This window comes from Desulfosarcina alkanivorans, from assembly GCF_009688945.1.
GTDB lineage: Bacteria > Desulfobacterota > Desulfobacteria > Desulfobacterales > Desulfosarcinaceae > Desulfosarcina > Desulfosarcina alkanivorans.
This window is the reverse complement of sequence record NZ_AP021874.1, coordinates 6,185,503-6,207,221: the sequence shown is the minus strand read 5'-3', so window position 1 is coordinate 6,207,221 and position 21,719 is coordinate 6,185,503. Positions and strand designations below refer to the sequence as shown.

Annotated in this window: 14 protein-coding genes; 11 read left to right on the top strand and 3 right to left on the bottom strand. The window is 57.0% G+C overall.

Annotated features, from left to right (window positions below; all coding sequences use genetic code 11):
* The first annotated feature begins 117 nt into the window (after nt 1-117).
* The 11 genes from DSCA_RS26915 (at nt 118) to DSCA_RS26865 (ending at nt 16,486) form a co-directional block, all read left to right on the top strand.
* The gene (locus tag DSCA_RS26915; protein WP_167527972.1) at nt 118-885 is read left to right on the top strand and encodes an HD-GYP domain-containing protein; all 768 of its coding nucleotides are present in this window, start codon (nt 118-120) and stop codon (nt 883-885) included.
* 825 nt (nt 886-1,710) lie between these two features.
* Nucleotides 1,711-2,139: a substrate-binding domain-containing protein gene (locus DSCA_RS26910; protein ID WP_155319380.1), complete on the top strand. Its 429-nt coding sequence runs from the start codon at nt 1,711-1,713 to the stop codon at nt 2,137-2,139.
* A 14-nt stretch (nt 2,140-2,153) separates the two neighbouring features.
* Nucleotides 2,154-3,479 (top strand): porin, encoded by a 1,326-nt coding sequence (locus tag DSCA_RS26905; RefSeq protein WP_155319379.1) that lies wholly within the window; start codon nt 2,154-2,156, stop codon nt 3,477-3,479.
* Nucleotides 3,480-3,664: 185 nt separating this feature from the next.
* Nucleotides 3,665-5,317, top strand: a complete 1,653-nt coding sequence (locus DSCA_RS26900; protein WP_155319378.1) for a methyl-accepting chemotaxis protein — start codon at nt 3,665-3,667, stop codon at nt 5,315-5,317.
* Nucleotides 5,318-5,713: 396 nt separating this feature from the next.
* On the top strand, nt 5,714-6,568 hold the full coding sequence (locus DSCA_RS26895) for an enoyl-CoA hydratase/isomerase family protein (protein ID WP_155319377.1): 855 nt from the start codon (nt 5,714-5,716) through the stop codon (nt 6,566-6,568).
* Between the two features lie 502 nt (nt 6,569-7,070).
* Nucleotides 7,071-9,446 (top strand): SLC13 family permease, encoded by a 2,376-nt coding sequence (locus DSCA_RS26890; protein ID WP_155319376.1) that lies wholly within the window; start codon nt 7,071-7,073, stop codon nt 9,444-9,446.
* Nucleotides 9,447-9,595: 149 nt separating this feature from the next.
* Nucleotides 9,596-10,192, top strand: coding sequence for a TetR/AcrR family transcriptional regulator (locus tag DSCA_RS26885; protein WP_167527971.1), 597 nt, complete (start codon nt 9,596-9,598; stop codon nt 10,190-10,192).
* 119 nt (nt 10,193-10,311) lie between these two features.
* Nucleotides 10,312-13,329, top strand: coding sequence for an efflux RND transporter permease subunit (locus DSCA_RS26880; protein WP_155319374.1), 3,018 nt, complete (start codon nt 10,312-10,314; stop codon nt 13,327-13,329).
* Nucleotides 13,326-14,138 (top strand): outer membrane lipoprotein-sorting protein, encoded by an 813-nt coding sequence (locus DSCA_RS26875; protein WP_155319373.1) that lies wholly within the window; start codon nt 13,326-13,328, stop codon nt 14,136-14,138. Before DSCA_RS26880 ends, DSCA_RS26875 begins: the two co-directional genes overlap by 4 nt.
* Entirely contained in the window at nt 14,120-15,649 is a 1,530-nt protein-coding gene (locus tag DSCA_RS26870; RefSeq protein WP_155319372.1) for a DUF1302 family protein, read from the top strand. The genes DSCA_RS26875 and DSCA_RS26870 overlap by 19 nt, the downstream gene beginning before the upstream one ends.
* A gap of 459 nt (nt 15,650-16,108) precedes the next feature.
* Nucleotides 16,109-16,486, top strand: a complete 378-nt coding sequence (locus tag DSCA_RS26865; RefSeq protein ID WP_155319371.1) for a hypothetical protein — start codon at nt 16,109-16,111, stop codon at nt 16,484-16,486.
* 347 nt (nt 16,487-16,833) lie between these two features.
* Here DSCA_RS26865 and DSCA_RS26860 read toward each other — a convergent pair whose 3' ends face one another.
* The 3 genes from DSCA_RS26860 to DSCA_RS26850 all read right to left on the bottom strand — a co-directional run bounded on the left by DSCA_RS26860 (nt 16,834) and on the right by DSCA_RS26850 (nt 21,717).
* Complete coding sequence (locus tag DSCA_RS26860; RefSeq protein ID WP_155319370.1) at nt 16,834-17,457, bottom strand: class I SAM-dependent methyltransferase; 624 nt, start codon at nt 17,455-17,457, stop codon at nt 16,834-16,836.
* Nucleotides 17,458-17,893: 436 nt separating this feature from the next.
* A complete protein-coding gene (locus tag DSCA_RS26855; RefSeq protein WP_155319369.1) occupies nt 17,894-20,065 on the bottom strand; it encodes a DNA translocase FtsK in 2,172 nt (723 codons plus the stop codon).
* A 2-nt stretch (nt 20,066-20,067) separates the two neighbouring features.
* Nucleotides 20,068-21,717 carry a ribonuclease J gene (locus DSCA_RS26850; protein WP_155319368.1) on the bottom strand — a complete coding sequence of 550 codons (1,650 nt, stop codon included), beginning with the start codon at nt 21,715-21,717 and terminating at the stop codon, nt 20,068-20,070.
* Between the last annotated feature and the right edge of the window lie 2 nt (nt 21,718-21,719).

The window sequence follows — 21,719 nt, the reverse complement described above, 5'->3', positions numbered from 1 at the left end:
CTTCAATTTTTCGAGAATGCTACCCGACCTTGAACTTTTCAGAAAATAGTATCATACTGGCCGAATCTGGCATTTCACATTCAACCCGGCGGTTGCAGAGGGAACGAATTTGATCGATTGGGTCGTCTGGCCAGCTCACGCGCCAGTGTTATCGTGGTCGGTTTCAATGATGAAATCCGGCAGTTGCTGGATCATCCCCCGCTGACCACCGAAACGGCAATTCGAAACAAACTGAAGGTCCTTTTAATTGCGGGGAAACTGAACTTCGGGCTGGGCGCCTTGATTTCGGCGGGAATCTATGATGCCGACGGGAAAAAAATACTCCTGGAGAAGGATGCGAGCTGCACCTATCCGGATGCCGTCGACACGTTTATGAAAACACGGGACCACCTGATGCCGGGGTCCTACAAAAAAGCGTACGCGTTCCACCGCATCGATAAAAAACCGCACATCCTGCTCGCCTATCCGCTCACCAACAGCAGAAACGAGCAGGTGGCCGTCATCAACGGCATCTTTGCATTGTCATCCGCGGCGATCGATGAGGTCAAGGGGCGTATCGTCAGAACCGCCGTCGAGGCCATCGGCATTGTGGCCCTGATCACCTTGACGCTTTATCCCATCATCATGACCCTCATCGGCCAGTTGTCCAAGCTGGCGGCGGACCTGCTTAAATCAAACATCGAAATTTTACAGGTTCTCGGAAGTGCCATCGCCAAACGGGACAGCGATACCGACATTCACAATTACCGCGTCACCATCTGCTCGGTTTCCCTGGCCGAGGCGCTCGGATTGGACCGCAGTCTGATCCGGGGACTGATAAAAGGGGCATTCCTTCATGATGTCGGCAAAATCGGCATCAGTGACCGAATCCTGCTGAAGCCATGAAAACGATCGAAAAAGGTCGCGGAACGCTTTTTGATCCGATCCTCCTCGACACCTTTTCAACCATTTCAAGATCCCTGTATGACCGGTTTTCGAATAATTCTGAAGAAACACTGCACCAGAAGCTGGAATCGATTACACAACAGTATTTTTCCAATTAATGCCGGCCCGAATATGCCAAAGGACCATTTCCATCACGCAGTTCAGTCGTTAAAAACACACACGAATTTAGCTGTTATTAACGCGAGCCTCACCGATTACTTGCCAATCAAGGATCCGTGCAGGTCACAAATATAACCCTGGGAGTGCCTTCGGTTTTCGTTAAAACTTGCTGCATCAGTTTCCTGCGCCTTTCTTCCCAAAAATCACGCAATTGAAATCATACGTTTCAATGCATCAGTGTCGGTTAATTCGATCACACCAACAAGATAATCATCAAAAGCACTCATGATCATTGGAATTTATCAAATTTCCTGTTGATAACCCCATTGTTGAACGTTTCAAAACTTAGACCATGCCGGCAAGCCAAAGCGTCCATGCCTGCTGACCAGTTCGCATGACAACTCCGATACCAAGAACCCTCTGTATGGCCAACTAACAATTACTACTTTTTCTAAAGTTTTCTTCTTTGGCGTCGATATTGTCGAAAACGTGCAGCCAAGAAAAAGAAAAGTTTTGCTTCTGGAAGAAAATCCAGCTCACGGTTTTTTACGCCACAGTGCCGTTCTTTCAATGGATATACCCCTGAAGTTTGCTGCAGAAAGCTTCGATATCGCTTGAAAAAATGATCCATGTGGAATCAGCATCATTTTAAAGGAGGATGTTCACATGCAGTATTTGAAAAATTGGGTTCTTTTTTTGCTAATCGCAGTTTTTTTAGTTGTACCGGCGGTGGGCGCTCAGGATGTTGTACTGATTGCCAATGCCGATGTTCCGGTGGACTCACTCAGCGCGTCGGACGTCAAAAACATTTTCTTAGGTAAAAAAACCAGCTGGGACGGCGGTGGGAGCATCACTTTTTTCACCTCCGATGAAGCGGCCACCCATAAGGCCTTTTTGAAAGGCCACGTGGGCAAATCAGCCAACCAGTTCAAGACGTTCTGGAAAAAGCAGGTTTTCACCGGCAAGGGTAAAATGCCTGTCTCTGCAGCCAACGATCAGGAGATGGTCAGCCAGGTGAGCGGAACCGGCGGTGCCATCGGCTATGTGGCCGGCGGCGCTGACCTTGGCAGTGCAAAAACCCTATCCATTCAGTAAGGAGAACACGAATAATGAAAAACGCATTCAAACATATCTTAATCGGCTTTACCCTGTTGACTCTGACCACTTCCGCATACGCTGCGGAAGTCATGGGCGTCGATATTCATGGTTTCATTTCACAGGGCTATTTATCCACTTCAGATAACAACTTCGTTACCGGCACCGAAGACGGCACCTTCGAGTTCAACGAATTCGGCATCAACTTCGGCAAGGAGTTGACCGACAAACTGCACGTGGGCATGCAGCTCTTCTCCAGAGATCTGGGTGACTTCGGTGACAACGAAGTCACCCTCGACTGGGCCTACGGCGACTACCGTTGGAGAGACTGGCTGGGCATCCGGGTCGGTAAGATCAAGGCCCCCCACGGCCTGTACAACGAAAGCCGCGATGTGGACATGGTGCGCACCTGGGTCTTTCTGCCCCAGAGCGTATACCCCGAGATCGAACGTGATGCGGCGCTCTCCCTGATGGGTGCCGGGCTTTACGGCAATGTCGATCTGGGCTGGTTCGGCGGCATCTCCTACCAGGCTATGGTCGGTACCCAGAATATCGATGCCGATGAGTCCCTGGCCCAGTCGCTGATGGGCATCAATACCATTGATACCTCAGTCACGGCGGAGGATATCGACGTCGACAAGAAGTATGCTTTCAGCCTGACTTACGATACGCCTCTGGACGGCCTGCGGATTGGCGGCACCTTCCAGTATGCGGAGATGGACCTGTTCTCCACTATCGATGCCGGTGCAGGCGAAGGCCTGTGGTCTTTTATGCCTGTGCCTTATGGAGGATATTATGATACCGAGTTGAAATCGGAAAACTACGTCGCTTCCGTCGAATACACATGGGAGAACCTGGTGCTGGTGGCCGAGTACACTTGGAGCAACCGTGAGGTGTCAATTGCTAGCACTTATACATATCCTGCAGGGCCAGTTGACACGTTTTTTGGACCGTTTGATTTGACCGACTTTAATGGATCAGGAGCACCTTTTGACAATAAATCCGAAGGCTGGTATGTGGGCGCCACCTATCGCTTCACCGACTGGTTCGAGCTGGGCGGCTACTACTCCGAGTACTACCCGGACAGGGATGACCGTGATGGTTCCGCTGCCGCCGCGAGTGCATTTGCGCCGCTTGACCCGCAATATCGAGCCTATAACAAAGACTTTTGCCTAACCACACGGTTCGATATCAACGAATACTGGGCCATCAAGCTCGAAGGCCACCAGTTTGAAGGTGTGGCCCTTCTGCCCTTGGCGGAAAACGTGGATGCGAATAATAACCACACGTTTGAAGAAGATTGGCAGATGTTTGCTGCCAAGGTCACCTTCAGCTTTTAACCGGCTGCTATCAACGCAATCGTTGATCCAGCAACCGAGCCTGCCCCGCGGCAGGGGCGCCATAGAACACACCGCCCTTGCCGTAGGGACCGGCCGCCTGAAAACTGACAGTTGTTCCATTTAAAACGGGTGCCGCATCTCGTAAAAGACGATCGCAGGAATATCGGTAAGGAAACAACCAAATAATGAAATTTCTCAGCATTGCCAAAAAAGTATGGATCAGCCTCGGCATCCTGGTCGTCGGTTACTTTTTCTCCATGGCCATCGGGTTCCACTTGGGCCAGGAGACCGAGACCCGGTTGCATGGCGTATCGGACGATTTATTCCCTGCCAGCATGATGGGCAGCGCCGCAGTTACCGCATTCGACGAGCAGATCAAACTGTATAACGATGCCGTGCTCATGGGCGAATCCGCGATTTTTTCCAAGACCCGGGAAAAGGCGGACGAGGTGGCCAAAAACCTCGAGGCCATCGCCGGCATGCCGGGAATCGATCAGGCCAGAAAAGCGGATATGTCGCAAACCCTTCAACAGCATGCCGATTTCACCGCCTCGGCCCAAAAAGTCTATGCGGCGATGAGCGAAGGCAATATCGATGAAACCCAGATGGCTTTATTGGCCAAAAAGACCCAGCATCTCAGTGAGAAGCTGGAGGAATACAAAACCGCTCTTGCTAACGATTTAAAAACCGAACTGGTCTCCCTCAGCGACCAGTCAAAAATCCAGCGTATGGTCAATGTGGGGATATTTGCCGTTGTGGTCGCAGTAGCCCTGCTGTTCGCCTGGTTCATCGTCACCCGTTCCATCAGCCGTCCGTTGAACAACACGGTCAGCATGCTGCGCGACATCGCCGAAGGCGAAGGCGATCTGACCAAGCGGCTGGAAGCCGGGTCCAGGGATGAAATCGGCGAAATGGCCAAGTGGTTCAACATCTTCATTGAAAAACTGCAGGCCATCATCGGTGATGTCCTGAGCAATGCGGGATCTCTCAACGATTCGTCCAACAAACTGGCCGAGTTGGCCGGCCATATGTCCACGGAGGCCGTCGAGATGTCATCCAATTCCAGGACGGTGGCGACCTCGGCCGAGGAGATGAACGTCAATCTCAACAATGTCGCCGCCGCCATGGAACAGTCGAGCACCAATACTTCCATGGTTGCCTCCGCGGCAGAGGAGATGAACGCTACGATTACCGAGATTGCCGGAAATGCCGACAAGGCAAAAAAGATTTCCAACACGGCCGTCAGCCAGGCAAGGAGCGCCTCTGAAAAAATGGGCGCCCTGGGTATCGCCGCCCAAGCCATCGGCAAGGTGACTGAAACCATTACCGAAATTTCTGAGCAGACGAACTTGCTGGCCCTTAACGCCACCATCGAGGCGGCCCGGGCCGGTGAGGCCGGTAAGGGCTTTGCCGTGGTGGCCAACGAAATCAAGGAACTGGCCAAGCAGACATCGGATGCTACTCTGGATATCAAGCGCCAGATCGAAGAGGTCCAGAACACCACGGATTCCACGGTTACCGAAATTGACCAGATCTCCTCGGTCATCAATAACATCAATGAAATCGTGGGGACCATTGCCACGTCGGTGGATGAACAATCCTCCGCCACCCGGGAGATTGCCCAAAACATTTCACAGGCATCCACAGGCATTCAGGAAGTCAACGAGAATGTCAACCAGAGTTCGTCCGTTGCCAACGGCATCTCCGCAAACATAACTGAAGTCAGCCAAAGCGCCAGCGAAATTTCCAACTCCAGCGAACAGGTCAACATCAATGCCGAGGATCTGAAGAAAATGGCGACCGAACTAAATACTCTCGTCGGTCAGTTTAAGATATAACCTTTTTTATGCCCTTGAAGCATACAGATTGAAGCAGTTCCCCGCGGCAAGCCGCGGGGAACTGCTTATTTCCGCTTCGCCATAAGCAGCGACATCAGGCCGTCATATTTAACCACGCACATGGCCCTGAATTTCCGCCGCTTCTTCCGGCCAACCCGCCCCGCCTTGATTTTTTCTACGATTGGTGTCCGTATACAAGAAGTATATAGCGATCTCACTATTTTCAGATAGGCAGACAATTTCCGACTCATTGCAGGTTTGGTACTTCCGTCAAGCCCATGTCCGTTGATTTTAAGCGGGCCCACTGGTATCCCCTTAGGATGTGTGTGCCACGCAGAGCGGGCATAATCCGCCTTGACATTCTCAAAAAGGCAGCCTGAAAAGGAGATCGCAGTCATGGCATCCGAAGGGATTGCAGTAGAAAAAAAGGGGCCGCTGGCGCTGGTGTCGTTGCGGCGTCCGGATCGGCGCAATGCGTTTAACCGGGCCATGTTCCGGGCGCTGGAAGATGCCGCCCGAAAACTCGCCACGCCGCCCCTGCCGAGGGCGGTGGTCGTCACCGGGGCCGGGCCGGACGCCTTTTGTGCCGGATTCGATGTCAACCCGGACAACCCCATGGTCGCCGAAATGATGGGTGCCTTGGAGCAGGGGGAAAGGGGGCCCATTGAACGATCGATCGGGGTCGTACGGTCGGCCGTGGATCGTTTTGTGGAACTGCCCGTACCCATCATTGCGGCGATCAACGGCAGCGCATTCGGTGGTGGCGCCGAACTGGCCGTTCGCTGCGACCTTCGCGTGATGGATCCGGATGCGGAATTATGTTTTTCCGAGGTCCGGCTGGGACTGATGCCGGACTGGGGCGGGGGGGCGGCCCTGACCCATCTGATCGGATCGGCGGCCTCGGCGGATCTGATCCTGACCGCTCGACGGGTCGGCGCGGATGAGGCCCTGCGGATCGGCCTGGCCAATCGAATCAGTCCACCCGGAAAAGCCCTTGAAACAGCCGTCGAAATGGCCGGAGCGATCATGCGCAACGGCCCGCAGGCGGTAAGAAGTGCGCTGACGGTCATCCGTGCCGGCCGAGAGCTTTCCCTGCAGGCAACGCTCGATATGGAACGGCGCACCGCAGTGGACCTGATCGCCTCCGGAGAGTGCCTGCACGGCATCGGCGCTTTTTTGACCGGGCAGGCACCGGCGTTTCCGGATCCGCCGCCCGAAGGCCCGAATTGGCAGCCGGGAGGGTCGAAGTAATCCCCCCAGCCGGTCAGGCACGGGTGGGGATATACGCTACTCCTGGGCGCTGGTCATGCCTTGCCCGCAATGATGCTCGGCAACGACCATTTCGTTTTTTTCAGGAGCGACGATTCCGTTTATTTCCGCCCCGCGGGTCCCCGGCAGGAAAAACGTTGCCCCGGCTGCATGGTAAGGTGTTGAACATGAATGACGGCCGTTTCCGATTGCCGGCATCGATCAAGGAGAAGCCGTGCATTCTGCGCAGGCGCGAAGAAGGTGTTTCCATACCGGCGGTAAGGGCTGTAGGATAAAAATCCACCTCCTCATCGATGACCATGAGGAGCCCGGACAGGGCTGGCAATTCAGGTAAGCGTGTTTCGCTGTTGAAAACCGGGGCCAATCCCTTATGATTGTGGAGGCACCCGCTCAGGGCCGCCGCGCCAGCCGACCCTGAAACCAATCCATGCATACGGCCACCGGGATGGGCGGCCAAAAGCACTGCTGAAAGGCTATAACACTTATGTCCCCTGAAATCATCACTGTATTGGCCATCCTGACGGCCGTCATCGTCCTTCTGGTCACCGAATGGGCGCCCCTGGAAGTCCTGGCCATGCTGGTCATGGGAGTGCTGGCGGTCACCGATATCGTCAGCCCCAAGGAGGCCCTGGCCGGATTCAGCAACCCGGCGGTGGTGACCATCTGGGCGGTCTTCATCCTCAGCGGCGGGCTGACCCGCACCGGCATCGCCAATATTCTCGGCCGGCAGCTGCTCAGGGTCGCCGGCAGCGGGGAATCGATGCTGGTGGTAATCATCATGGTCATCGCGGGGGTGCTGTCGGCCTTCATGAACAACGTGGCCGTGGCCGCCCTCATGCTGCCGGTGGTCATGGACATCGCCCGCAAGACCGACCGGTCGCCGTCCATCCTTTTGATGCCCCTGGCCTACGGGTCGCTGCTGGGCGGCCTGACCACCATGATCGGCACGCCGCCCAACATCCTGGTCAGCGAAGCCCTGCGGGAAAACGGCATGGTGGCGTTCAAGCTCTTTGACTTCTCACCTGTGGGCCTCGTCGTGATGACCTGCGGCGTTGCCTTCGTCACCCTGGTCGGCACGCGTCTTCTTCCCAAACGCAACCCGGCCAGAGAAGCCGCCGGGCGCCAGCCGGATTACCGATCACAGTACCGGCTGCATGAGCATCTGTTTCAGATCAAGGTCCCCGACGGTTCGGCACTGGTGGGCAAGAGCCTGGCCGGAAGCCGGCTGGGAGCGGCCCTGGGGCTTACCGTGGTCGGCATCACCCGCAGCGGGGCAACACTGCTGGCGCCCCCGATTACCGAGACCATTCAAGCCGAAGACCTGCTGATCGTCGAGGGAAAGCCGGACCAGATCCAGGAAATGAACAACTGGGGTCAGCTGCTCACCGAGTCTGATGCCATCGGCCCGGACGCATTGACTGCCCACGGCATGCAGGTGGCCCGGCTGATTCTGAAGCCCGGCAGCGCCTATGAGGGCCAGACCCTCTCGGACATCGGCTTCCGCAACCGTCTCAGCCTCAATGTGCTGGCCATCGAACGGGGGGAAAGCCGGCTGGATACGGATCTGAAAATTCGCCCGCTCAAGGCCGGCGATACGCTGGTGGTGTATGGTCTTTCGGAAAAACTGGCCGGGCTGGCGGACAATGCTCATTTTCAGCCGCCGACGATTCTCACCCGAGAAGATGTGGATGTCACCGTCAAACTGGGCCACGACCTCCGCCAGCTGAGGGTTCCCGACACTTCCAAGCTGATCGGGCTCACCCTCAGCGAAAGCCGCCTGGGAGATGCCGTGGACGTTCAGATCCTCTGCATCGTGCGCGCAGACGGTTCGGCCCTGATCCCCTCCTCCGAAGACCGTTTCGCGGCCGGGGACCGGCTGATGGTCTGGGGCGCAGCGGACATGATCTCCATCCTGCTCATGCAAGGCCTGGAAGGTATGTTCATCGAAGCCGGCGCCCCCCATACGGACCTATCCATGCTGGAAGATGACCAGGTGGGCCTGGTCGAGGTCATCCTTTCCCCCCACAGCGTGCTCTCCGGCCTGACCCTGCGAGGGATGAACTTCAGGGAGAAATATGGCCTGTCCGTTCTGGCCATCTGGCGCAAAGGCACCGCCTACCGGGAGGACCTGCGCGACATGGCCCTGCAGTTCGGCGACGCCCTGCTGCTTTATGGCCCGTGGGACAAACTCAACCTGCTGGGTCGCGAACCGGATTTTCTGGTGCTCACCGAAACGGCTCAGGAAGCGCCCCGGGAAGAGAAAGCCAAGCTCGCCCTGACCATCATGGCCGCCGTATTGATCCCGGTGATCATGGACTGGGTACCTATTTATATTGCGGTGGTCATCGGCGCGGCATTCATGGTTCTCACCCGCTGCCTGACCATGGAGGAGGCCTACCGCTACATCGAATGGAAAGCCGTTTTTCTCATCGCCGGCATGCTGCCCCTGGGGACCGCCCTGGACAACACCGGCGCCGCCCGGCTGCTGGCCGAGGGCGTGGTGGGAATCCTGGGACCCTTCGGGCCTTACGCGGTGCTGTTCGGGCTGCTGGCTATCACCTTTATCGCCACCAGCATCATCCCCACCGCGGCCCTGGTGGTATTGATGGTGCCCATCGCCCTGAAAACCGCCGCCAGCCTGGGCATCTCACCCTACGCCCTGATGATGGGCATCGCCATGGCGGCCTCATCCAGTTTCACCTCCCCCATCTCCCATCCGGCCAACGTACTGGTCATGGGCCCCGGCGGGTACCGGTTTATCGACTACATCAAGGTCGGCCTGCCCCTGACCCTGGTGGTGCTGATCGTGTTGATGATCGTGCTGCCGATCTTCTGGCCGCTGCAGGCAGCGGTCGGCTGACCGGCAACGGAGATCCGAGGTCCGAAGACTGAGCCATCAGGCCAGGCACGAATCGACGATTTTTAACTTGACAGGCCGTCACGGCCAATCTATGAATGACGAGTCAGTCAGTTTTGACCGCAGTTGCAATCAAGCCACCGGACTGGGACATGAACGAGCGACGGGAACGAACCAGACAGCAGATTTTATCGGCGGCCATCGATGTCTTTCACGAAAACGGGTATCAGAAGACCCGGATCTCGGATATCGTCGCCAAAGCCGGCGTCGCCCAGGGAACCTTTTACATCCACTTCCAGTCGAAAGAACAGATTTTCAACCACATCTGCTCGGAATTCAGGGTCCTGTTTTTGAACCTGCTGGATGATGCCGCCGACCTGTTTACCGGTGCCTCCATTGAAGCGATCAGAGAAAAGCTGTTCGTATTCATCCGTAAGCTGATCACCCTTTTCACCGCCAATTATAAAATGGCACGGCTCCTTTTTGTGGAAGGGAGCAGCTATAGCGGGCAGTTCAAAGGGGTATATGAAAATATCTATTCCGAATTTATCGAAAGGATTGGAACCTACCTGTCAATCGGCAAAGATAAGGGGCTCATCGAATTTGAAGATGCGGAAACCACGGCCACTTTTCTGATCGGGCTTTTTGACAGCAGCCTCTTTTATTTTCTGAGAGTCAAACAGGATATCGATATCGATAAATTAAGCTGGAGAATGACCGACTTTATGCTCAACGGCCTGTCCGGATAACCGCAGGCTGTCAATCAACCAGGAAATCAACCGGCCGGCCACCTGATCCGTGGCGGCTTTTTTTTGCCCCATCTGATGACTGATATGTCAGTCACACCTGGGGCCGATCCGGAGGAAATGTGACAACACGAACAAAAGGGCGGATGGCGCAGCACCCGTCCAGGCCCCATCGAGATAAACGTTCGCCATCAATCGGCATGTCTGCCGTTATCATGCCCCTGGCGTCCCGGTTCCGGCTCATCGTTTTGCTCGTCATCGCCCTTTCGGCAATTTCGCTCTGGGCCATTCCGGAAATCGTCATTCAAAACGACCTGATGTTCATGCTTCCGGAAGATAACGTGGCGAAAAACCACTATCTGGATGCCGAGGAGCTGCTGGGAAATGCCGGCGGCATCGCCATCGCCATTACCTCCCGGGCGGGCATCTATCAGACCGATCTGCTCGACCGCCTTCGCGTGTTCGGCAGACGGTGCCGGGCGCTCAATCTGCAGATACCGGCCGGGCAATTGTCCACCCGCCTTTCGCTTTCGTCAGACCAGTCGCTGGCTTTGGCCGGGTTGCTGCAAAGCCTCTCCTCCGATCCTGATTTTACCCCCCGGGTGCTGTCCGACTGGCTGACGGCACCGGAGGAGCTGTCGGAGGCCATCTACGACAGTCTGCCGCCGCTGCTGACCGTGGAAGACCCGGACGGCCTGTGCATGCAGCTGGCTGACCGCCTGTCCGCCATGGCCAAAGCCGATCCGTCCCTGGCCGAACGACTGGTTGCCGTTGCCCGGCAGACCACCGACCGGCGCGGCCATGTGTACGGGTCCTGGGTCGACGATGTGATCTCGTTGACCGAAACCGATACGGTCTGGCCGGAATTCACCGACCACACCGGCATCGCGGCCGCCATGGCCCCCTTCGGCCTCAAGGCCGGTCCGGATTTGGACCGGTTTGCGGATGCGCTGCTGGAAACGGGTACCATGGGTGCCGATGCCATTTTGGCATTCAGGGCGTCCACTCCCAAACCGGCCGATATTTCCGGTTCTTTCTGGGAGTCCCTGGCCGGCCATCTGACCCCGGACGCCGCCCGGGCCCTGGCCGGCGCCCTGGCCGGGGCCCCCAAACAGATCCGGGTGGGCGACCTGGTTCCCCGGGAAATCACGGCCGACACCATGGCCCACATCCGCCAGCGCCTGCATGCCTGGTCATTTTTCCGGGAAGGGATTTACAGCCGGGACGAAAAAAGCCTCCTGGTCGTCGTGCGCACCGCGGCGAATCTGGACCAGCCCAACCGCGAACTGCTCCTGGACGCCATCAAGGCCGAAGTGCATGATCTGTTTGGGGACGGCCGCTATCCCATTCATATGGCCGGCTATTCGGTGGTGGACCGCGCCGTGGGAAACAACATGCGCCAGGATATCGTGCGCCTGTTTCCCCTGGTGTTCGGGGTGGTCACCCTGTTCCTTTTCCTGACCTTTCGCAACCTGGCCGGCGTGCTCTATCCCATGGCCACGATCCTGCTGGCCGTATGCTGGTGCCTTGGCGCCATGGCGCTGTTTGCCGTGCCCCTGTCGGTGGTCGGCACCGCCATGCCCGTCCTTCTGGTCGCCGTGGGGTCGGCATACGGCATCCACCTGGTTTACTATTTTGTCCATCGCCATGCCGGGACAGCCCAACGAAAGGCGGCGATGACCGACACCCTTGACGGCACGGGCCGCGGTGTGGTCATGGCCGGCCTGACAACGGTGGCCGGATTCGCGTCACTGGTCTTCAACGAAATTGTGCCCCTGCGGGATTTCGGCTCGTTTACCGCACTGGGTGTTTTCTTTGCCCTGCTGGTTTCGCTGATCCTGGTTCCGTCGCTGCTGATGCGCTTCGGGGTCCGGGCCCCTCGGCGACCACCCAGCGGCAACCCCGTTTTCGATGGCCGTCTGGCCAGACGGGCCATCTGCGGGATTGGGCGTTTTTCCTCCAGGCACCCCGGGGGGATGCTCCTGGCGAGTGGGCTGGTGCTGCTGGTATCGGTGATCAGCCTGACCGGAATTCGCGTGGAGATGAACAATATCGCTTTTTTCAAAAAAGATACGGCCATCCACCAGGCAGACGCGTTTATCAACAGCCATTTTGCCGGTACCGTGGATATCCGTGTCATCTTCTCCGCACCTGAAGCCAACGGCGCGCTCGATCCGGTGGTACTGGACGCCATGGAACAGCTGGGCGAGACCATCCGGCAGCGCCATCCGGAGGTGGGCAAAACCCTGTCCATCCTCGACCTGATCCGCAAAATGAACCAGGCCTTCTATTTCAACGATCCGGCCCGTTACCGGATTCCGACCGTGGCCGATCTGGCCGGCGAGCGAACCACCGACAGGCTGAAAGCCCACCTGGCCTCCTATATCGACAAGTACCAGCGCAGCGACACCCGCGCCTTTATCGACGGTGACAAGCGCCAGGCAGCCTTGATGCTGCAGGTCAAAACCGCATCCAGCCAGGTCACTCGCCAGATATTTCGATCCGTCCAGGAGCTGCTGGAAGGCCCTATCGGCAAACGCCTGGATCAAATGGGGGTTCAGGTGCATACCACCGGCATCGGGGCCCTCTACGTCGAAGCGGAGCGCCTGATCGTCAACGGCCAGCTGCGTTCCATTGCCGTCTCCGTGGTCATCGTCCTGGTGCTGGTGACCTTGATCATGCGATCGGTGGTTTACGGACTGCTCTCGATCCTGCCGCTGAGCGTGGCCATTGTCATCAATTTTGGTGTCATGGGACTGCTGGATATCCCCCTGGATGCCGCCACGGCCATCTCGGCCTGTGTGGCCATCGGCATCGGCATCGATTACGGACTGCACTACCTGAACCGCTATCGGCTGTTTCGGGAAGAGGGCCAGCGCCATGAAGAAGCGGTCGTTCACACGGCCGAGACCACCGGCGGATCAATCTGTATCAACGCGTCGGCCGTCGCGGCCGGTTTTTCGGTTCTGATGCTTTCCGCGTTTGTTCCCCTGGTGAATCTCGGGTTTCTCATCGCCCTGACCATGCTGACATCGTCGGCCGCATCCCTGACCCTGTTGCCGGCGGTACTGTCCCTGACCGACCGATTAGATCCGACCGATCCGATCCACCTTCAAAAAAACATAAGGAGTAAGGTATGAAAAAAGCCCTGGTGTTGTCTGCCCTGTTTGCTCTGCTGGCCTGTCTGTCGGGCCATGCAGCTGAAATCGGCCCCTATGACCGGGCGACGGCAAAACCCGACGGCCGCCTCATTTTCGACATCGCCGACGATTTCAACCGGCCGAAAAAAGATATGGTGTTGCTCGCCCGTATGACGCTCAAGTCCGGTGACGCCGTCAGCGATACGCGCAAGGTGATCGTCAAGGAATTTACCGAGGGCGATCTCAGCCGCATCGTCTTTCGATTCACCGATTCGCTGAAGCGGGGGCTGACGTTTCTGACCATAGAGACCCATGGCCCCACAGACGACCAGTATCTTTACGTGCCGGCCATCGGGCGTCCTCGCCAGATTGCCTCACAGGACCGGCAGAACAACTTCGAAGACACCGACCTGACCAACGAAGACCTGGGGAGCATCAAACTTGACGAATACTCCTATAAACGCGGCCGCGACGCCACCCTGGCCGGACATGCCTGTTTCAAGGTGACGGCCAGGGCCAAAGCGGACGACGCACGTTTTCCCAAACGGATCGTCTGGTTTGACCAGGAGACATTCATCCCCCTGCAGGTCAAGGTTTACAACCGGGACAACAAGCTTCAACGCGTCATTGTCGCCGGAGATGTGCGCCCCATGGGCGGTATCCACATTCCATTCAAATCCGTGGCCAGGGATCTTCTCGAAAACCACACCACCATCCTGGAGGTCATCCGTGCCGACGTGGACAGCGGTATCGACGGGCTGGATTTTGACAAAGAGAAAATGGGGGCGGCATGGAAAGAAAAATTTTAGGTGCCGGGGCGTGGACGACCCCGACTATCGCAGTGCTGATCGTCGTGCTGAACATGATGGTCCCCGCCTGCTTTGGTTCATCGGAACCGCCCGACGGCACCGAAAACCCGGAGGTGGCCGGCCTGTGGGCGCAAGCGGATACGGAAGCGGATGAAGAGGGGGAAGAAGATGCCTTTATGCAGGATCTCCTCAATGAGTCCGGCGCCGGTGCCGTTCCCCTTAACGATTCCGACGACACCGAGGCCGACGACACCGAGGCGGGCCTTCCGGTGCGCTACGAGGGAGAACTGATCGGCAGCATCTGGGCGCCCAATGACTACGATGACGACTGGCACACCAGCAACCGGCTGGACCTGAAGGGATGGGGAGAAATCGGTGCCATCGGCGTCGATGGCCGCTTCCGCCTGGATTACCAGGACCTTGAAGAAGATGCCGAGGCAGGTGCGGATCTTCGCGAACTCTACGCCACCACTCAGCTTCGGCCCCCGGGCATGGCCTATGCGGATATCGTCATCGGCAAGAAAATACTCTACTGGGGCAAGGGAGACGAAATCAGGCCGGTCGACCGGGTCTCGCCGCAGGATCTGACCGCCTTGTACTTTAACGACATGAACGATCGCAAGACCGGTCGGGTGGGGGCGTTCATCGACATGCAGGTCAACCGCAGCGTCCGCTTCGAGGGCTTCTGGTCGCCTTATTTCGAAGCCAGCGACACCCCCGGACCGGGCGACTATTTTGAACCGAGGCTGCTTGGCCAGCTCGTGGACGCCGGCATCGCCATCGATGACGAAGACGAACCGGACGAGTGGTCCCTCGATGCCGGACTCGGCGGCCGTCTCATGCTCTCCCTGTTAAAGGCGGACATCTCCCTGTATGCCTTTCACGGCTACGACCCCAGTCCGACCTATGCGGTCAACCGGCTGGCCCCGGATCCGGTTTACGGGCTTCCCGTGATTCCCCTGTCCGTGAATGCGACCCACCCGCGCATGACCCTTTACGGCGCCGATGTGGAGCGATCGTTCGGATCCGTCGTTCTGCGCGCCGAGGCGGCCTACCAGACCGACGGCGCCTGGTTCTCACTGGACTGGGAGGAGGACCCCACGCTTTTGCTGGACACGCCCAGCGGTGTGGTGGAGAAGGATCAGCTGCAATATGTGGTCGGAATGGACAAAAACGACCTGTTCGTGCGCAATCTGTTCCTGAACCTTCAATTCGTGGGGAGCCATATTGTGGATCACGACCCGCGGATGACCGCCTCCGAATCGCAGACCGGCATGACCGCATATGGACGTTACAGCTTCATGGATTCAAAAGTGGAGATGTGGTACCGCTTCATGGTGCTGTTCGAGGACAACGACCAGCGGCACCATCTGGAAATCGGATACAAACCGGTGGCCTGGGCCCAGACGAGCATCGGCGCGGTACTCTTCGACGGCGATGAGGAGACGACCGTTTTCGGCCAGTATGCGGACAGGGATTACGTCTACGCCAAACTCAAGCTGGTTTTTTAACCGCCTGTCAGGGACGCCGCAAACGGACACCGGCCCCGGCTTCCACCCGACCAGGATGCCGGGGCTGATGTCAGAAAACAATGCGATCTGAAAATGTAACGAACTGGTCTTATCTCAATGTATCACCAAATGGACGTCCAATCAGAACCACAGCTAATGCAACTAATTAATACAATACGTTGCGGCACATTTAAACCATTTGGCTGTGTATTATATTGACATCAATTTACCGAGGATTGTAATATTATTCATTCCTACCTTCGATAACGCTCTTAGTGCCAAGTAAAATTTAATCTATTGCAAAATCAGGTCTTTTCTGAAGTTCTTTCCTTACGCTGAACCTTTACGCTCCTCCTCCTCTGCTGAAGCGGTAATAGTTTTCATTTAATGTTTTATAATGAGGTCAAAAGCCTTCACTTGACCTATCTTCCAACTACAAAACATCAAATGGAGGTGGCTATGAAACAGAAAGCTATCTTAACAGCGCTGTGCATTTTTTTTTGTCTGGTGACAAATGTTTTTTCAGGTGAGACCGCAGGGTCAGAAAAAATCAAGGAAATGCTGCTTAGACCCGGCGGATGGCTGGTAGAATGGCGTGGGAACGGTAGTGGGGTGATCGAATCAATATTTGAAGGTCGTGGAGAAAAGATAGTGGTAAAAATCAAGAACCCGGCTTGGAACCAAACTTGTGAGCGTGACGTCACAATAACTTCGGATGTTGTCAAATATGATGGTTGCAACGAAAAAAATATTTCGCTGGTTTACGACCCAAACGATCATGAGTATCCATTTAAAGGTGAAAGTCCGTGCTGTTATTACAAACTAAAAGCAAAGTAGTTGTTTAATTCCACTCCTTAAATGGGATTACTGTTAAAAAAGCGTGGATTAGTTTGAAAAAAAATTCACGCTTTTCATCTTTATCCGGTCAAACAATATCATACAACCGTGCTTCAGGCATAAAACTGGGGCGATCTCCAACCTGTTCAAAATTTAACAAACTTACAGAAAGTTATGACCCCATTTGGCAGCCTGAAATTGAGCGAATCAGGGATGTGAGGGAAGATAGGATACCGGATGCTTAAGCTCGGATGATAACGGTCAGAACCATGAACTCTGGACCGGAGGTTCCCGGCCCGGTACCCAAGATAACTGTCTTTATATTCTAAACACCTGCAGCCGTCAGCCTAAACATCTGCTTTTCTCTTCAACACCCCCAGCGTTTTGATGCGGGGCAGCTCTTCGAACCGGCCCGAGGCCACGGCGATTTTGTATACGTCCCAGGGCGCCTGTCCCCCATCCTCGGGTTTCTCGAAGATGTCGTGGATCAGCAGATAGCCGCCGGGCAGGATGTGGCCGGCCCAGCAGTCGTAATCGGTGCGGGCGGTCTCGAAGGCGTGCCCGCCGTCGATGAACACCAGCGACAGCTTGGTTTCCCAGCTGCGGGCGACGACGTCCGAACGGGAGACGATGGGCACCACGCTCTCCTCCAGGCCAGCCAGGGCAAGGGTCTCGCGAAACAGTGGCAGGGTGTTCATGGCAAAGGTGTTGAAATCGAACAGGGCGGGGTCGAAGTACTCCTCTCCCGGCTGCTGCTCCTCGGATCCCCGGTGGTGGTCGATGGAAAACAGGACGGCCCCGTTTTCCCGGCAGGCGCTGCCCAGATAAACCGCGGACTTGCCGCAGTAGCTGCCGATCTCCAGGCAGGGCCCCAGCCGCGAGGCCTCCAGGGCGATGTCGTAAAGCCCCCTGCCCTCCTCCGGGTCCATGAATCCCTTTACGCCGTCAATCAGTGTCTGGTCGATTTTCATCTGGTTCGTTCGTTTGATTGGTTTGTTGGTTTGTTGTAACTGTTCACGGGATTGATTGGGACAATCTACTCGTTCATATCGCGGCTGGAAGCCGCTCCTACGCATCCATCAATTCCTCAATTCCTCAATCAAAACCGCCTTCTATCATAAAGGATGCCCTCGTAAAAAGTCGTTTTCCCGACGGGTTCGTAAAAAAGCCGAGATCAAGGCTTGCGAATCCTTAAGGAATGAGGCGTACTTACGGTACGCCGCAGTGACGAGGGATGAAGCGTAACGCAGATATCGGCTTTTTTACGAATCCGTCATAAATGGTAGATTTTGATTCAGGCCAAAGCCGCAGTGAAGTCGAAACCGGAGGCGTCGCTGCGCTACGTTGAGGATATCGACTGAGCGAGAACGCCGGCCTGGGCCGAAAGATGCCGTTTTAAAGCGATCCCTATGAGATGTCGTCGTAATTTTTAACCAACACCTGCCGCGGTTTGACCCCGTCCTGGGGGCCGACAACACCCTCCTGCTCCATCATCTCGATAATTCGGGCCGCCCGGTTGTATCCGATGCGCAGGTGCCGCTGGACCATGGAAATGGAGGCCTGGCCGGCCTGGCTCACCAGGGCGACGGCATCGTCGTAGCGTTCGTCGTACTCCTTCTCGCCCCCGGCACCGGCTTCCTTGGCCGGGGCCTGAACGACCGTCTTGTCGTAGTCGGGCGGCTGCTGCTGCTTTAAGAATTCAGTAACACGGGTCAGCTCCGCCTCGGAAATATAGGCCCCGTGGATGCGCTGAAGCCGGGCCGTTCCCGGGGGCAGGAAAAGCATATCCCCGTTGCCCAGCAGGCTCTCGGCCCCGTTGGTGTCGATGATGGTGCGCGAATCGGTCTTGGAGGAAACCTGGAAAGTCAGGCGCGTGGGAAAATTGGCCTTGATGATGCCGGTCAGCACGTCTACCGAGGGGCGCTGGGTGGCCAGGATCAGGTGGATGCCGGCCGCCCGGGCCATCTGGGCCAGGCGGGTCAGCGCCACCTCCACGTCCCGGGAGGCCACCATCATGAGATCGGCCAGTTCGTCGATGATGATGACGATGTATGGCAGCGTTGACGGCGGTTCGCCGGGGGCCGTCTCGCCTTCGGCAGGCTCGGGGGCGGGCGCTTTCTCTATCTTGCGGTTGTACTGGTCGATATTGCGGGTCTTCATCTGCGAGAGCAGTTCGTAGCGGTGCTCCATCTCGCGCACGGCCCAGAACAGGGCATTGGTGGCTTTCTTGACATCGGTGACCACCGGGGTGATCAGGTGGGGGATGCCGTCGTACATGGACAGCTCGATGCGCTTGGGGTCAACCATGATGAGCTTCACCCGGTCCGGGGTCAGCTTGTAGAGCAGGCTGCAGATCATGGTGTTCAGGGCCACGCTCTTGCCTGCCCCGGTGGCGCCGGCAATGAGCAGATGGGGCATTTTCTCAAGTCCGGCGGAAACCGGGTTGCCCACGATGTCCTTGCCCAGGCACAGGGTCAGGGTGCTCTTGGTCTGCTCGAAAGAAGGCGACAGGATCATCTCCTTGAAGCGGACCGTTTCCCGGTCGGTGTTGGGGATCTCCACACCGATGACGGCCTTGCCCGGGATGGGTGCCACGATACGGATGCTGATGGCCCTCAGGGCCAGGGCCAGGTCGTCGGTCAGGTTGACGATGCGGTTGATCTTGACGCCGGGCGCCGGTTCGTACTCGAAAGTGGTGATCACCGGCCCCGGGGTAACGGCCACCACCTTGCCGTGAACACCGAAATCCTCCAGCTTTTTTTCCAGCAGCCGGGACTGCATCCGCAGGTTCTCTTTACTGGTGGACTGGGGCCGTTCCTTGGGGTCGTCGAGAAAATTGACCGAGGGCAGGGAGAATTGCGCATCGCCTTTCATAAATTCGAAGACGGCCTGCTTGGGAACCGGTTTGACCGGCACCGGGTTGGAAACCGGCGTCTTGATCCTGATCTTCTCTTTTTTCTTAGTCTTCTCTGCCTTGAGGGTCCGGCGCCGCTTGACACTTTTCTGACGGCGTTCCTTCCACTTGATCAGGGCGGTGGCCATGCGGTCCAACAGGGCTGAATTCGCGGTTTTGCAGCGACGGTAAAAGGCCACGACGGAAAAGCCGGTCGCCATGATAAAACCGATCAGCCAGACCAGCATCAGGATGATGGAGCCGCCGGCCGGGTTGGAATAACGCACGGCAAATGATTTAAGGGGAATGCCGACGATGCCGCCCGCGGAGAACCGGCTGCCGAAAAGCAGATAGTGATCCTGCCTGAAAGCCAGCAGGCTGCCCGTGGTGATGATCAGCAGGATGCCGCCGGCAGCCAGCGGAAGCATCGCCTGCCCCGGATTTTTGCCGAAGAAGAGGATACTGCCCAGCAGGCACAGAAAGGGGACCCAGAAGGCGCCGATGCCGAACAGGCCCACCATTATGCCGGCAAAGTTGGCGCCGAAGACGCCGAACAGATTATGGACCCTGCCGGCCCCGCCGGTGTTGAAAAACAGGCATGGATCGCCCGGATCGAATGACAGCAGGCTGATCAGGCTGAAGACCACCATGAAGAAAAAAAGAATGCCGGTTATTTCTTTTTTCATTCTCAGATCTCCACCAGAAAGGGAAGAATAACCGGCCGCCGCCCGATGGTGAAGAAAAAGTACTGCCTCAGGGCCGTCTGGATGCGGCTGCGGATGCGATCCACCCGGTTGGGCACATCCGGGGTGACGTCCTCCACAATCTCCAGGACCACGCACTGGGCGTCCTGGAGCAGGTAGCCCGTTTCCGTCTCGAAGACAAACCCCCGGGAAACGATATCCGGGCCGTATACCACGATGCCGGTCTCTTCGTCGAAGGCCATGTTCACCACCACCAGGCCCTCCTCTGAAAGCACGCGACGTTCCTTGAGCACACTGCGTCCCACATCACCGATGCCCTTGCCGTCGATAAGCACCCGGCCGGCGCTGATGCCGTCGCGAATCCGGAAGCGGTTCTCTTCCAGCTCGATAATCTGGCCGTTCTGGGCCAGGATCAGGTGGTCGTCGGGTATGCCCACCTGCCGGGCCAGCCGGGTGTGCAGCACCAGATGGCGGTATTCTCCGTGAACGGGCATGAAAAATCTCGGTTTGACCAGGTTGAGCATCATTTTGAGCTCTTCCCGGAAGGCGTGCCCGGACACGTGGATATTGGATATCTTTTCATAAACGACATCGGCGCCCCGGCGGTAGAGATTGTTGATGATGTTGGCGATGGCCTTCTCATTGCCCGGGATGAATTTGGAGGAAAGGATGACCTTGTCCTCCTGGTGGATCTTGATCTGCTTGTGGGTGCCCGCGGCCATGCGCGCCAAAGCGGACATGGGTTCGCCCTGGCTGCCCGTGGTGATCATGATGACCTCATCGTCGGGGAAGGTATTCACCTCGTCGATATCGATCTCCATCCCCTCGGGAACATTCAGGTATCCCAGCTTGCGGGCGATGGCCACGCTGACCTCGATGCTGCGGCCGTTGAAGACGACTTTCCGGTGGCGTGTCTGGGCGATGTTGACGACCTGCTGGATACGCGCGATGTTGGAAGCAAAAAGGGCCACGATGATCCTGCCGGTGGCGGCTTCCATGATTCTGGCCAGTTCGGCGCCAATCTCCTGCGCGGAAATGGTGTGGCCGTCCTTCTCCACGTTGGTGGAATCGGACAACAAGGCCAGCACCCCCTCTTCCCCGCACTGGGCGAAGCGGTTGACATCGGTGAGCATGCCTTCCACCACGGTTTGACTCATCTTGAAGTCGCCGGTGTGGACCACCAGGCCGACAGGGGTGCGGATGGCCAGTCCCACCCCGTCCACGACGCTGTGGTTGACGCGGATGAACTCCACCTCGAAGGGCCCGATTTTCAGCCGCTCCCTGGGCAGCACCTCGTGAAGCGAGGCCGTAGCGAGCAGGTCGTGCTCTTCCAGTTTGTGGCGCACGATGCCCAGGGTAAAGGGGGTACCGAAAACCGGCACGTTGATCTCCCGGAGCAGGAACGGAAGCGCCCCGATGTGGTCCTCATGGGCATGGGTGAGAATGACCCCGGAAACCCGTGTGCGGTTCTGGCGGAGATAATCCATGTCCGGAATGACGTAATCCACGCCCAGCATATAGGCTTCCGGGAACATGATGCCGGCATCGATGATAAAAATCGTATCGCCGTACTCCACCACCATCATGTTCAGGCCGATTTCGCCCAGGCCGCCCAGCGGGATGAGTTTCAGCATCG